At 71.9% G+C, this 13875-nt stretch carries 12 protein-coding genes; 7 read left to right on the forward strand and 5 right to left on the reverse strand.

All coding sequences use genetic code 11. From position 1 onward, the window contains the following. Positions 1–2: 2 nt before the first annotated feature. From ACFVDP_RS03250 to ACFVDP_RS03275, 6 genes are all read left to right on the forward strand, one after another. On the forward strand, positions 3–2042 hold the full coding sequence (locus ACFVDP_RS03250) for a bifunctional aldolase/short-chain dehydrogenase (RefSeq protein ID WP_383482401.1): 2040 nt from the start codon (positions 3–5) through the stop codon (positions 2040–2042). 203 nt (positions 2043–2245) lie between these two features. Continuing rightward, positions 2246–3688 (forward strand): rhamnulokinase family protein, encoded by a 1443-nt coding sequence (locus ACFVDP_RS03255; protein ID WP_383482404.1) that lies wholly within the window; start codon positions 2246–2248, stop codon positions 3686–3688. A gap of 84 nt (positions 3689–3772) precedes the next feature. Next, positions 3773–4546, forward strand: a complete 774-nt coding sequence (locus tag ACFVDP_RS03260; protein WP_383482407.1) for a (Fe-S)-binding protein — start codon at positions 3773–3775, stop codon at positions 4544–4546. Then, entirely contained in the window at positions 4543–6030 is a 1488-nt protein-coding gene (locus tag ACFVDP_RS03265) for a LutB/LldF family L-lactate oxidation iron-sulfur protein (protein ID WP_383482410.1), read from the forward strand. Before ACFVDP_RS03260 ends, ACFVDP_RS03265 begins: the two co-directional genes overlap by 4 nt. Then, on the forward strand, positions 6027–6674 hold the full coding sequence (locus ACFVDP_RS03270; RefSeq protein ID WP_383482412.1) for a lactate utilization protein C: 648 nt from the start codon (positions 6027–6029) through the stop codon (positions 6672–6674). The genes ACFVDP_RS03265 and ACFVDP_RS03270 overlap by 4 nt, the downstream gene beginning before the upstream one ends. A 22-nt stretch (positions 6675–6696) precedes the next feature. Beyond that, the gene (locus tag ACFVDP_RS03275; RefSeq protein WP_383482414.1) at positions 6697–7860 is read left to right on the forward strand and encodes an ABC transporter ATP-binding protein; all 1164 of its coding nucleotides are present in this window, start codon (positions 6697–6699) and stop codon (positions 7858–7860) included. A 15-nt stretch (positions 7861–7875) separates the two neighbouring features. Here the strand turns inward: ACFVDP_RS03275 and ACFVDP_RS03280 are convergent, their stop codons facing one another. The 4 genes from ACFVDP_RS03280 to ACFVDP_RS03295 form a co-directional block, all read right to left on the reverse strand. Beyond that, a complete protein-coding gene (locus ACFVDP_RS03280; protein ID WP_383482416.1) occupies positions 7876–9051 on the reverse strand; it encodes an NAD(P)/FAD-dependent oxidoreductase in 1176 nt (391 codons plus the stop codon). Between the two features lie 89 nt (positions 9052–9140). Then, positions 9141–10088, reverse strand: coding sequence for an ABC transporter substrate-binding protein (locus ACFVDP_RS03285; RefSeq protein ID WP_383482418.1), 948 nt, complete (start codon positions 10086–10088; stop codon positions 9141–9143). Continuing rightward, the gene (locus ACFVDP_RS03290) at positions 10085–10759 is read right to left on the reverse strand and encodes an ABC transporter permease (RefSeq protein WP_383482420.1); all 675 of its coding nucleotides are present in this window, start codon (positions 10757–10759) and stop codon (positions 10085–10087) included. The genes ACFVDP_RS03285 and ACFVDP_RS03290 overlap by 4 nt, the downstream gene beginning before the upstream one ends. Next, entirely contained in the window at positions 10756–11466 is a 711-nt protein-coding gene (locus ACFVDP_RS03295) for an ABC transporter permease (RefSeq protein WP_383482422.1), read from the reverse strand. The genes ACFVDP_RS03290 and ACFVDP_RS03295 overlap by 4 nt, the downstream gene beginning before the upstream one ends. 164 nt (positions 11467–11630) lie before the next feature. Here ACFVDP_RS03295 and ACFVDP_RS03300 point away from each other — a divergent pair, with 164 nt between their 5' ends. Further along, on the forward strand, positions 11631–12596 hold the full coding sequence (locus tag ACFVDP_RS03300) for a pirin family protein (protein ID WP_383482424.1): 966 nt from the start codon (positions 11631–11633) through the stop codon (positions 12594–12596). Positions 12597–12940: 344 nt separating this feature from the next. Here ACFVDP_RS03300 and ACFVDP_RS03305 read toward each other — a convergent pair whose 3' ends face one another. Further along, positions 12941–13834, reverse strand: a complete 894-nt coding sequence (locus ACFVDP_RS03305; protein WP_383482426.1) for an IS5 family transposase — start codon at positions 13832–13834, stop codon at positions 12941–12943. Between the last annotated feature and the right edge of the window lie 41 nt (positions 13835–13875).

Consider the following 13875-nt stretch of genomic DNA (forward strand, 5'->3'; position numbering starts at 1 on the left):
TCATGGCTGTGCATCCTGAAGTCGCCGCTCTGCTGGAGCGCTCCAACCGGCTCGGCGCCGATCCCCGCAACACCAACTACGCCGGCGGCAACACCTCCGCGAAGGCGCTCGCCCCCGACCCGGTGACCGGCGGCGACGTCGAGCTGATGTGGGTGAAGGGCTCCGGCGGCGACCTGGGCACACTCACCGAGTCCGGTCTCGCGGCGCTCCGCATCGACCGGCTGCGGGCGCTGACCGAGGTGTACCCGGGCGTCGAGCGCGAGGACGAGATGGTCGCCGCGTTCGACTACTGCCTGCACGGCAAGGGCGGCGCGGCACCCTCCATCGACACGGCGATGCACGGTCTCGTGGACGCCGCCCACGTCGACCATCTGCACCCCGACTCCGGGATCGCGCTGGCCTGCGCCGCCGACGGCGAGAAGCTGACGGCGCAAGTCTTCGGCGACAAGGTGGTGTGGGTGCCGTGGCGGCGCCCCGGCTTCCAGCTCGGCCTGGACATCGCCGCCGTCAAGGCCGCCAACCCGCAGGCCGTCGGGTGCGTGCTCGGCGGCCACGGCATCAGCGCGTGGGGCGACACGGCCGAACAGTGCGAGGCGAACTCCCTGTTCATCATCCGCACCGCGGAGACCTTCCTCGCCGAGCACGGCAAGGCCGAGCCGTTCGGCCCGGTCGTCGACGGGTACGCGGCGCTCGACGCGGCCGGACGCCGCGAGCGGGCCGCTCACCTCGCGCCGCTCATCCGCGGACTGGCGTCCACCGACCGCCCCCAGGTCGGCCACTTCGACGACTCCCCCGCGGTCCTGGACTTCCTCGCCTCCGCCGAGCACCCGCGCCTCGCCGCCCTCGGCACCTCCTGCCCCGACCACTTCCTGCGCACGAAGGTCCGCCCGCTGGTCCTCGACCTGCCGCCGACGGCCGAACCCGACGCGGTGGAAGCCCGGTTGAAGGAGCTGCACGCCGCCTACCGCGAGGAGTACGCCGCGTACTACGAGCGCCACGCGAGCCCCGACTCCCCCGCGATGCGCGGCGCCGATCCGGCCGTCGTCCTCGTCCCCGGCGTCGGCATGTTCTCCTTCGGCAAGGACAAGCAGACGGCGCGCGTGGCGGGCGAGTTCTACCTCAACGCCATCAACGTGATGCGCGGCGCCGAGGCGGTCTCCACGTACGCGCCGATCGAGGAGTCGGAGAAGTTCCGCATCGAGTACTGGTCCCTGGAGGAGGCCAAGCTCCAGCGGATGCCCGAGCCCAAGCCGCTCGCCACGCGCGTGGCGCTGGTGACGGGCGCGGGCAGCGGCATCGGCCGGGCGATCGCCCACCGGCTCGCGGCCGAGGGCGCCTGCGTCGTGGTGGCCGACCTGAACGCCGAGGGCGCGGCCACGGTCGCCGGGGAACTGGGCGGCACGGACAAGGCGATCGCCGTGGAGGTGGACGTCACCTCGGAGGAGCAGATCGCCGAGGCGTTCAAGGCGGCCGCGCTCGCCTTCGGCGGTGTCGACCTGATCGTCAACAACGCGGGCATCTCCATCTCCAAGCCGCTCCTGGAGACCACGGCCCAGGACTGGGACCTCCAGCACGACATCATGGCCCGCGGCTCCTTCCTCGTCTCCCGCGAGGCGGCCCGCGTGATGAAGGCGCAGGGCATGGGCGGCGACATCGTCTACATCGCGTCCAAGAACGCGGTCTTCGCCGGCCCCAACAACATCGCCTACTCCGCCGCCAAGGCCGACCAGGCCCATCAAGTCCGCCTCTTGGCGGCCGAGTTGGGCGGTGACGGCATCCGCGTCAACGGCGTCAACCCCGACGGGGTCGTGCGCGGCTCCGGCATCTTCGCGGGCGGCTGGGGCGCGCAGCGCGCGGCGACGTACGGGATCGAGGAGGACAAGCTCGGCGAGTTCTACGCCCAGCGCACCCTCCTCAAGCGCGAGGTCCTCCCCGAGCACGTCGCGAACGCCGTGTTCGCCCTCACCGGCGGAGACCTCACCCACACCACGGGCCTGCACGTCCCGGTGGACGCAGGTGTGGCGGCAGCCTTCCTGCGCTGACCCGAACAGACCCCGCCAGGAGCGCGGGGAACGGTGCGAGCAACCACGACGCACCCGCACACGAACACGATCCGAGAAGGGGGTTCCGGGGGCGAGCCCCCGGTTTCGGGAACGGGAAGGGGAGGCGGGGCGACCTTACACACCCCCGGCCTCCCCGCGCCCGCCCCCGACACCACACCCCAGCACGCCCCCGGAGCCCACACATGCCCGAACTCCCCTACGCCGCAATAGACCTGGGCGCATCGAGCGGCCGAGTCATGACCGCCCGGGTCACTCGTGACTCCCTCACCCTGACGGAGTCCCACCGCTTCCCGAACCGCCCGGTCCGCACCGGCGACGCCCTCCAGTGGGACATCCTCGCCCTGTACGCGGGTGTCCTCGACGGACTGCGCGCGGCGGGCCAGGTCCGCTCCCTCGGCATCGACAGCTGGGCCGTCGACTTCGGCCTGCTCGACGCCGACGGCCGGCTCCTCGGCAATCCGTACCACTACCGCGACACCCGCACGGAGCACGTCGCGGAGCAGGTCTGGGCGAAGGTCCCGCCGTCCGAGCTGTACGCGGCCACGGGCATCCAGTACGCCCCGTTCAACACCCTGTACCAGCTCGCGGCGGCCCGCGACACCGCCCAACTCCGGTCGGCCGAGCAGCTCTTGCTGATTCCGGATCTCCTCACGTACTGGCTCACCGGCCGGACGGGCACGGAGCTGACCAACGCCTCCACGACCCAGCTCATCGACCCGGCGACCGGGGACTGGGCCCGTGCCACGGCAGCCCGCGCGGGCATCGACCTCGGGCTCTTCCCGCCACTGCGCCGCCCCGGCGACCCGGCCGGGGAACTCCTCCCGCACGTCCTGGAGGAGACCGGTCTGACCGGTCCGGTCCCGGTGACGACGGTCGCCTCCCACGACACGGCGTCGGCGGTGGCGGCGGTGCCGGCCACCACACCGCACTTCGCGTACATCTGCACCGGCACGTGGTCCCTCGCGGGCCTCGAACTCACTTCTCCCGTCCGTTCCGAGGAGAGCCGCGCGGCGAACTTCACCAACGAACTCGGCATCGACGGCACGGTCCGGTATCTGCGCAACATCATGGGCCTGTGGCTCCTTCAGGAGTGCCAACGGACCTGGCAGGAGACGGACTTGATTTCTCTCCTCGACGCCGCGGCGAAGGCGCAGCCACTGCGCTCGGTGGTGGACGCGGGCCACAGCGACTTCCTGGCGCCCGGCGGCATGCCCGACCGGATCGCCGCCGCCTGCCGGGCGACCGGCCAGCCCGAACCGCGCACCCGCGCCGAGACGACCCGCTGCATCCTCGACTCCCTTGCACTCGCTCACCGCCGGGCCGTCATGGACGCGGCCCGGCTCGCGGACCGCGAGGTCGACGTCGTGCACATCGTCGGCGGCGGCGCCCGCAACGCGCTGCTGTGCCAGCTCACCGCCGACGCCTGCGGCCTGCCCGTGGTGGCGGGCCCCGCCGAGGCGGCCGCGCTCGGCAACGTCCTCGTCCAGGCACGCGCCGACGGTGTCGTGGGCGATCTGGCGGCGATGCGGCAACTCCTCGCCACCACCCAGCCGTTGACCCGGTACGAGCCGCGCGGTGACCGGGCGGCGTGGACGGCCGCCCACGTCCGGGTCACCACCTCGTAACCCGGGGCCACCGACCACGTACGCTGCACGCATCCGCTGTACCCATCCGATGACCGAGCCGCACCGACAACCGAAGGGGCCACGATGCGTGTCGCGCTCTTCCTGACCTGCGTCAACGACACGCTGTACCCGGACACGGGCCGTGCCGTGGTGAAACTCCTGACCAGACTGGGCGTGGAGGTGGACTTCCCGGCCGCCCAGACCTGTTGCGGACAGCCGCACTACAACACCGGGTACCGCCGCGAGGCCGAGCCGCTGGCCCGCTATTACTCCGATGTATTCGGTCCGGGAATCGCCTCGGGTGATTACGACGCAATCATCACGCCGTCCGGTTCGTGCGCGGCGATGGTGCGCGAGCTGTACCCCCGCATGGGCGAGCGGGCGCGCGCGGAGGGCCGCGGCGACCGGCTCGCGGCGACACTGGCGCCGGTGATCCCGAAGACGTACGAGCTGACCGAGTTCCTGGTGGACGTGCTGGGTGTCACCGATGTCGGCGCGTACTACCCGCACAAGGTGACGTACCACCCGACGTGCCACGGTCTGCGCTCGCTCGGCCTCGGCGACCGTCCCACGCAACTCCTCAGAGCGGTCAAGGGACTTGAGCTGGCGGAGCTGCCCGGGGCCGAGGAGTGCTGCGGCTTCGGCGGCACCTTCGCCGTGAAGAACTCCGACGTGTCGGCGGCGATGGGCACCGACAAGGTGCGCAACGCGGAGTCCACCGGCGCCGACACGCTCTGCGCGGCCGACAACTCGTGCCTCATGCACATCGGCGGCACCATGTCGCGCCTGAAGGTCGGCATGCGGCCGGTGCACATCGCGGAGATCCTGGCGAGCACGGAGGAGGACCCCCTGTCATGAGCGGTGCGAGCGACACGTATCTCGGCATGCCCGCCTTCCCCAGGGCCGCGCACGACGCCGTACGGAACACCACCCTGCGCGCCAATCTGCGGCACGCGACCCACACCATCCGCGACAAGCGGGCCCGCGCCGTCGCCGAACTCGACGACTGGGCGCAACTGCGCGAGGCCGGCAAGCAGATCAAGGACCACACGCTGCGCCATCTGGAGCACTACCTGGTCCAGTTGGAGGAGTCGGTCACCGCGGCGGGCGGCACCGTGCACTGGGCGGCGGACGCCGACGAGGCCAACCGCATCGTGACCCGCCTCGTCCGCGACACCGGCGAGTCGGAGGTCGTCAAGGTCAAGTCGATGGCCACTCAGGAGATCGGTCTCAACGAGCACCTGGAGGCCGAGGGCATCCACGCCTACGAGACCGACCTCGCCGAACTCATCGTGCAGCTCGGCGACGACCGCCCCTCGCACATCCTGGTGCCGGCCATCCACCGCAACCGCGGCGAGATCCGCGACATCTTCGACAAGGAGATGGGCCGTTGGGGCCGCCCGGCCCCGGACGGGCTCACCGACACACCCGCCGAACTCGCCGAGGCGGCCCGGCTGCACCTGCGGGAGAAGTTCCTGCGCGCCAAGGTCGGCATCTCGGGGGCCAACTTCATGGTCGCCGAGACCGGCACCCTCGTCGTGGTCGAGTCCGAGGGCAACGGCCGGATGTGCCTGACCCTGCCCGAGACCCTGATCTCGGTCGTCGGCATCGAGAAGATCGTCCCCACCTGGCGCGACCTGGAGGTCTTCCTCCAGACCCTGCCCCGCTCCTCGACGGCCGAGCGGATGAACCCGTACACGTCGATGTGGACCGGCACCAGCGACGGCGACGGCCCGCGGACCTTCCATCTGGTCCTGATCGACAACGGCCGCACCGACACCCTCGCCGACGAGGTCGGCCGCCAGGCGCTGCGCTGCATCCGCTGCTCCGCCTGCCTCAACGTCTGCCCGGTCTACGAGCGGGCGGGCGGTCACGCCTACGGCTCGGTCTACCCCGGCCCCATCGGCGCGATCCTCAGCCCGCAACTGCGCGGCACCGCGAGCGAGATCGACGCCTCGCTCCCCTACGCGTCGTCGCTGTGCGGCGCCTGCTACGAGGTCTGCCCCGTCGCCATCGACATCCCCGAGGTCCTCGTCCACCTGCGCGAGCGGATCGTGCAGGGCGGCGAGGCGACCCGGCGCGGCGTGAAGGTCACCCTGAAACCGGCGAAGGGGCACGCGGCGGAACGGGCCGCGATGCGCGCCGCCCGCTGGGCGTTCACCCACCCGGCCGCGCTCACCACCGGCCAGCGGCTGGCCTCGCGCACCCGCCGTTTCCATCCCCGTACGCTCCCGGGCCCGGGCCGGGCGTGGACGGCGACCCGGGATCTCCCCGAGGTCCCCGCGGAATCGTTCCGCGACTGGTGGCAGCGGACGAACGGCGGAAAGGACGGCAGCAAGTGAGCAGCAGGGACGTCATCCTGGGCCGGGTGCGGCGGGCGCTCGGCGGCCCGGCCGGGGAACCGGTGTCGTACGCGACGGACATCGACCGGAGCTATCTGCGCGAGCACGGCTCGCGCACGACCGGGCAGACGGTCGACCTGCTCGCGGAGAACCTGGCGGACTACCGGGCCGTTGTGCACCGCACGGACGCGGCCGGGCTGCCGAGCTTGATCGCGCGGCTCCTCACCGCACGCGGTTCGCAGACCGTGCTCGTGCCGCCGGGGCTGCCCCCGGAGTGGCTGTCGGCCGCGGACCCGACGCGCGTCCAGGACCAGGAGGCCGGTACCACCGCGGAACTCGACCGGGTCGGGAGTGTGGTCACCGGATGTGCCGTGGCCGTCGCCGAGACCGGCACCATCGTCCTGGACGGCTCCCCGGACCAGGGCCGTCGCCGGATCACCCTCGTCCCCGACCACCACATCTGCGTGGTCCGCGTCCCGGACCAGGTGGTGTCCTCCGTGCCGCAGGCCCTCGAACGGCTCGCTCCCACGCGTCCGCTGACCTGGATCTCGGGACCGTCCGCGACCAGCGACATCGAGCTGGACCGGGTCGAGGGGGTGCACGGTCCGCGCACCCTGGAGGTGATCCTGGTGAGCGGGGACTGAGCGGCGCGGTTAGCGTGAGCGCATGATCCGGTTCGATCAGGTGACCAAGCGGTACGCGGACGGCACGACGGCGGTGGACGGCCTCTCCTTCGAGGTCGCCGAGGGCGAACTGGTCACGCTCGTCGGACCGTCCGGCTGCGGCAAGACCACGACGATGATGATGGTGAACCGGCTCATCGAGCCGACGTCGGGGCGGATCTTCGTCGACGGCGAGGACATCGCGACGGTCGACCCGGTCAAGCTGCGCCGCCGCATCGGGTACGTCATCCAGCAGGTCGGCCTGTTCCCGCACCGCACGATCCTCGACAACACGGCGACCGTCCCGGCGCTGATCGGCTGGAAGAAGGCGAAGGCGCGGGCCCGCGCCGCCGAGCTGCTCGATCTGGTGGGCCTGGACCCGAAGACGTTCGGCAGCCGCTATCCGGAGCAGCTCTCCGGCGGTCAGCGGCAGCGGGTGGGCGTCGCCCGCGCGCTCGCGGCGGACCCGCCGGTCCTCCTCATGGACGAACCGTTCGGCGCGGTAGACCCGGTCGTGCGCGAGCAGTTGCAGGACGAGTTCCTGCGGATGCAGGCCGCGGTGCGCAAGACGGTCCTCCTCGTCACGCACGACATCGAGGAGGCGGTCCGGCTCGGCGACCGGATCGCGGTGTACGGGCAGGGGCGCATCGAGCAGTTCGACACCCCGGGCGCGGTCCTGGGCACGCCCGCGACGCCGTACGTCGCCGAGTTCGTCGGCGCGGACCGCGGCCTGAAGCGGCTGTCGGTGACCCGGATCGAGCCGGACGACCTGGAGCAGCCGGCGGTGGCCCGGCTCGACGAGTCCGCGGCCGAGGCGGCCGCCCGGATGCGGGAGACGGGCGCCCGCTGGGCGGTGGTCCTCGACCCGCAGGGCGATCTGCACGGCTGGGTCGGGCTCGACGAGGCGGCGCTGGCCGGGCAGGACGGCCGGGTCGCCGACCTCGCGCACCGGATGAACGCGTGGGTACCGGTCGGCGCGCCGCTCAAGCAGGCGTTCGGTGTGATGCTCCAGCACGACGCGGGCTGGGTCGCGGTGCTCGACGGCTCCCGGTTCCTCGGGGTGCTGACCCCGGCGAAGCTGCACGAGGCGCTGCGCCGGTCGGTCGACGCGGACGCGCAGGGGGTCGGGCGGGACGAGGTGGCGTTCGACTCGGTCGCGGACGCCTGAACCGAAACCCTCACCCTAAACTTCAGCTTGAGACTTGGCTCCGTGATGGTTCATCGCGCGGAGATTCTCGTCGTGCACAGCGTCGGCGACCGGCCGGCCCGGACGGTAGTCCGCCAACTCGGGCAGGGGCCGTCCGCCGGTGATCTCCCGCGCGGCGAGCCGGCCGAGGACGGGGGCCAGAGTGACTCCGCTGTGCGACACCAGGTGGTACAGGCCGGGCGCCTCCGGCACCGCGCCCACCAGGGGCAGGCCGTCCAGGGGTACGGGTCTGATCCCGATCCGGGCGTCGGTGATCCGCGCCCGCGCGACTGCGGGGACGAGCTCGCGGGCGCGCCGGTGCAGTTCCCGCGGGAGGCCGTCGACGGCGCCGCGCAGCCGGGCGTCGATCTCCCAGGACAGCGCGAGCACCCCGCCGTCGGCGGTGGGCCGCAGGTCGAGGCCCGGCACGGAGAGGATCGCGGTCAGCGGGCGGTCGGGCAGCGGCCCGCTCGTCGCGATCAGGCCAGGTACGCGCCGCAGGGGCAGCCGTACTCCGGCCAGGTCGGCGAGACGGTCCGCGCCGGGTCCCGCGCAGTTGACGACGGCGTCGGCGTGCCAGGTGCGCGTCCCCGTCCGGACACCGGTGACCAGCGCCCCGGCGTGCTTTCCGTCGCGCGTCAGGCCGGTGACCGCCGTGCCGTAGTGCGTCTCGACGGTGCCGCGGCGCGCGGCGGCGGCGAGCAGCGCGCGGACGAAGCGGGGCGCGTCGAACCAGGCGCCGCCCCCGTGCACGACGACCTCATCGGCGGGGCAGGCGGCCGGGTCGACGGCGGGGGCGAGATCGCGCAAGGCGGCGGCGGGCGCGAGGCGGCAATCGTGGCCCCACTCCCGGGCCCGCGCCGCCTTCTCCCGCAGCGCCCGCTGCCCGTCCTCGCTGTCCGCCCACTGCACGAGCGGCACCGGATGCCGCCAGCCGGGCCCGCCGAGCTCCTCGGCGAGCCGCAGGTGCCCTTCGGATCCCTGCCGGTTCAGCCGGTAGTACGCGTACGGAGTCTTGAGGTGGGTGACGTCGGCGGCGAAGGTCGCCCCGGACGTCCCGGCCGCGGGCCCCGGCGCCTGCTCCAGGAGGATCACGTGGGCGCCCGCGCGGGCGAGGTGGTAGGTGACGCAGGCGCCGAGCACGCCCGCGCCGACGACGACGACTCGGTTCATGGGTGTCCCCCGTTTCCGGTGCTCAAGGAGGGGAGGGTGGCCGTTCCGCGTTCCCCGATCCCGTCACCGCACACCCGCCCCGTACCGGTCTACTTCAACAGTCCCTTGTCTTCCAGATAGGTGCGCGCGACGTCCTCGGGCAGTCGCCGCCAGCTGTCGACCTGCTGGTTGAGGGAGGCGAGGTCGTCCGTCGTGAGCACGGAGTTGAGGGCGCCGAGCGCCGTGGCGACCTTGTCGCTGCCCGCGCGGGAGCGGTTGACGACGGGCACGATGTAGTCGGCGTTCTGCAGGTGCTTGTCGTCGTCGAGGAGCACGAGCCCGAAGTCGGTGAGCGTCGCGTCGGTGCTGGTGGTCAGCACCATCTGGTCCTGCCCGTTCTGCACCGCCTGCTTGGACTGCGTGGTGCCGACGCCCTTGGGGTCGATGCCGGTGATGTCGATGCCGTAGACCTTCTTCAGCCCTGGCTCGCAGTACGGGCGTTGCACGCACTCGTCGCCCGCGGCGAGCCGCACCTTCAGGCCCGAGGCGCCCAGGTCGCTGAGCGTCTTGAGGTCGTGTTCCTTCGCGTACGCGGCGGTGACGGCGAAGGCGTTCTGGTCGACGGCCCGGCCGGGGTCGAGGACCACGAGGCCGCGGGGTGCGGCGAGGGTGCGCAAGGCGCTCATCGTGGCGTCGAGATCGGGCGAGCCGACCGGTTTCGCGTCGGCGCCGTGGGTCTTGGCGTTGAGCCAGTCGGCGAAGGTCGCGGCGTACTCCGGGACGACATCGATCTGCCCCGATTCGAGGGCGGGTTCGTACAGCTCGCGGTTGGCGACGGACAGGATCTCGGTGCCGTACCCGGCGTTCTTCAGCAGCAGGGAGTACATGTTGGCCAGCAGGTCGCTCTCGGTGAACCCGGCCGACCCGATCACGAGATGGCTGCTGTTCCCCGGCGGCCCCGTCACCTCGCCCTGGTTCTCCAGGGAGGGCCCGCCGCCGCACCCGGCGAGCAGCGCCACCCCCGCCAACAGCGCGAGACACCACCGCAGCCGCCTCATCCGGCCCTCCCCCGCGTCCAGGCCGGGGCGAGCCGTTCGGCGATCTCGAACAGCCCTTCCACGATCAGGGCGAACCCGGCGACGAGCACCGCGCCGGCCACCACCTGCGGGGTGCTGGCGAGATTGAACCCGGCGGTGATGATCCGCCCGAGTCCCCCGCCGCCCGCGAGAGCCGCGATGGTCGCGGTGGCGACGAGCTGCACGGCGGCGATCCGCACCCCGTTCATGATCATCGGCAGGGCGAGAGGCAGCTCCACCTTCCACAGCATCTGCCGTCCGGTCATGCCCATGCCCCGAGCGGCCCGTACGACGCCACGGTCCACACCGCGCATGCCCACGTACGCGTTGGTGAGCAGCGGCGGTACGGCGAACAGGACGAGGGCGACGACGGTCGGCCCTTCCCCGTACTGTCCGAGCGGGGTGAGCAGGAGCAGCACGAGGACGGCGAACGTGGGCACGGCCCGCCCCACGTTGGAGATGTTGACGGCGAGCGCCCCGCCCTTGCCGAGGTGCCCGAGGACGAGCGCGACGGGCAGGGCGATGAGACAGCTCACGACCAGACACACCAGCGTCAGCACCAGGTGTTGCTGGAGGCGGTGCCAGATGCCGTCGTCACCCGACCAGTGGGCAGAGTCGGCGAGCCAGTTCCAGGCGTCGGTGAGGGTCTTCACGCGTCTCCCGCCCTCGTCCAGGGGGTGAGCAGCCGCCCGAGCCAGAGCAGCAGCAGATCGGCGACGATCGCGATGACGACGCACAGCACGGACGCGGTCAGCACCTGCGCCTTGAAGTACGTGTTCATCCCGGAGTAGATGAGGTTGCCGAGCCCGCCGTAGCCGACGATGGCGCCGACGGTCACGAGGGACACCGCCGACACGGTGGCGATGCGCAGCCCGGCCAGGGCGGCGGGCAGCGCGAGCGGCAGTTCGACGGTGAGCAGCAGCCGGACGGGCCCGTATCCCATGCCCCGGGCGGCCTGCCGGGTCTCTTCGGGGACGGCCCGCAGCCCGGCGAGGATGTTCCGCACGAGCAGGGTCAGCGAGTACAGCACGAGCCCGGCGACGACGAGCGTCGCGGACAGCCCGTAGGCGGGCAGCAGCAGCGAGAACATGGCCAGCGACGGAATCGTGTACAGCACGGTCGTCAGGGCGAGCACGGGCCCGGCGGCCCAGCCCCAGCGCCGCGCGACGACGGCCAGCGGCACGGCGATGACCAGCGCGATCGCGACGGCCACGACGGTGATCTGCAGATGCTGGAGCACGGCGTCCACGAGGATGTGGCGGCGCGTGCTCAGGTACTCGCCGCAGATCCAGTCGTTGCGGGCGAGGCAGTCGTCCGGCGGTGGGCCGGACGCCGCGTTCGCCGCCGGCACTGCGATCACGAAGGGCACTCGTCCATTCCAGTGGCCACGGCGGGACTCGGCGCGCTGGGATGACCCGTACGGGCGGTGCGCGCCCGGCCCATCGCGGGGTGGCGCGGCGTCCGGTGGGGCGATTTCGCGCCGCCCGACTGACGCGGCACGGCCGCGGGGCTAGGTTGTCGGGCATGAGCAATCTTGATCGCGAGGCGGTTCCCTCGGTGTGCGGCGGCCGCGGCTTCGTCGTCGCGGAACCGGTCCGTGAACTCCTCAGTCCGCGGCGCGTGAAGCTGGGCGGCTCCACTGAGGTCCGCCGGCTGCTGCCGAACCTGGGCCGCCGGATGGTCGGCGCCTGGGCGTTCGTCGATCACTACGGCCCGGACGACATCGCGGACGAGCCCGGGATGCAGGTCCCGCCGCATCCGCACATGGGCCTGCAGACGGTTTCGTGGCTGCACGAGGGCGAGGTCCTGCACCGCGACTCGACCGGCAGCCTGCAGACGATCCGCCCCCGCGAGCTGGGCCTGATGACCTCGGGCCGCGCGATCTCCCACTCGGAGGAGTCCCCGGCGTCCCACGCCCGCTTCCTCCACGGCGCCCAGCTCTGGGTCGCCCTCCCTGACGCCCACCGCCACACGGACCCGCTCTTCGAGCACCACGGGACCCTCCCGACGGCGACGGCCCCCGGCCTCACGGCGACCGTCATCCTGGGCTCCCTCGACGGTTCGGTCTCTCCCGGCACGACGTACACCCCGCTCGTCGGCGCGGACCTGTCCCTCATCGGCGGCGCCGACGTCCGCATCCCTCTGGAGCCGGACTTCGAGTACGCCGTCCTGTCGATGTCGGGCGAAACCCACGTCGACGACGTCCCCCTCCTCCCCGGCTCCCTCCTCTACCTCGGCTGCGGCCGCACCGAACTCCCGGTACGGGCCGCGTCGGACGCGGGCCTGATGCTGCTCGGCGGGGAGCCGTTCGAGGAGGAGCTGGTGATGTGGTGGAACTTCGTGGGGCGGTCGCAGGACGAGATCGCTCAGGCTCGGGAGGACTGGATGAGCGGGTCGCGGTTTGGGGATGTGAAGGGGTACGACGGGGGGCGGTTGGATGCGCCTGAGCTGCCGCCTGTGCCGCTTAAACCCCGGGGTCGAGTGCGCTGAGCGGGTTGTTCCCGGCATGATCCATGTGAGCTTGAGCGAGCAGCGAGTCGCCTCGCCCGGCTTCCATCCAACGCGATCGCAAACGCTTCTCGTGACGTCTGAACCCGCACCTACAAGTCGCAAGTTTCGTCAGCTGTAGCCAGCTTTAGTCGGACTGATGCTGACCCAATGCTGACTTTCATGACGCCCCGTCAGGTCAAAACCGATGACCGACCGCTGCCCCGGCCTGGCCTCCTGAGCTCGTGTTTCTGTGGCCAGAGCCGAACCGCCGCGCTCAAGAGGCAGCGGCCCAAGCGACACGGAGCAGCCTCCTCCACGGAACGATGCTGACTAAGGCGTGTCCGTTAAATGCGAGCCCAGACCAGCACGGCGCCGAGGACCGCGGCCGAGCGGTAGACGATCGCGAGCTTGTCGAACCTCGTGGCCAGGCCCCGCCACTGCTTGAGCAGGGCGAAGGACCGCTCAACCACATTGCGGTTCCTGTAGGCCACCGGATCAAACTTCGACGGACGCCCGCCTGCTGAACCGCGGCGGCGACGGTGCTCTTGCTGGTCACGCCGTTCAGGGATGACCGCAGTGATCCCGCGGGCCTTGAGCGCCGCTCGGATAGCGCGAGAGGAGTAGGCCTTGTCACCGAGCAGCATGGCCGGGGTTGTGCGCGGGCGGCCTGCGCCGGTCCTGGGGACACGCAGGTCGCCCAGCAGCAACGGCAGGGACTGGCCGTCGTGCGCCTGCCCGGGTGTCACGACGACGGCCAGCGGTCGGCCCTGACCATCCACGGCGTGGTGGATCTTCGTGGTCAGCCCGCCGCGGGAACGGCCGATCGCGTGCCCGGCGGGCTCTCGGTGAGCGTCGAGGCCCTGCCCTCGGGCTGCGGCCCGGCACTTCTCGGGGCGGCGGGTGTTGGTGGCGTGCTGGTGGGCCCGAGTGATGGTGGAGTCCACCGCCACCCGCCAGTCGATCAGCTCATCGTCGTCCGCGCGGGCGAGCAGGATGCCGAGCACGCGGTCCCAGGTCCCGTCGGCGGCCCAACGGCGGTGGCGGGCCCACACGGTCTTCCAGGATCCGAACCGGGCTGGGAGATCTCGCCAAGGAATACCGGTGCGGTACCGGTAGACAATCGCCTCCACAATGCGACGATGTTCGGCCCACGGCCTGCCACGACGACCGGCACTGGAGGGCAGCAGAGGTCGGATGCGGTCCCACTGCCGTTCGGTCAAACACGCGTGACGAGGCATCAGGACAGACCGCAGAGGTGCCGTGCACCCGGGTCAGCAGC

This window comes from Streptomyces sp. NPDC057694 (assembly GCF_042799415.1).
In the GTDB taxonomy this organism is placed as follows: Bacteria; Actinomycetota; Actinomycetes; order Streptomycetales; family Streptomycetaceae; genus Streptomyces.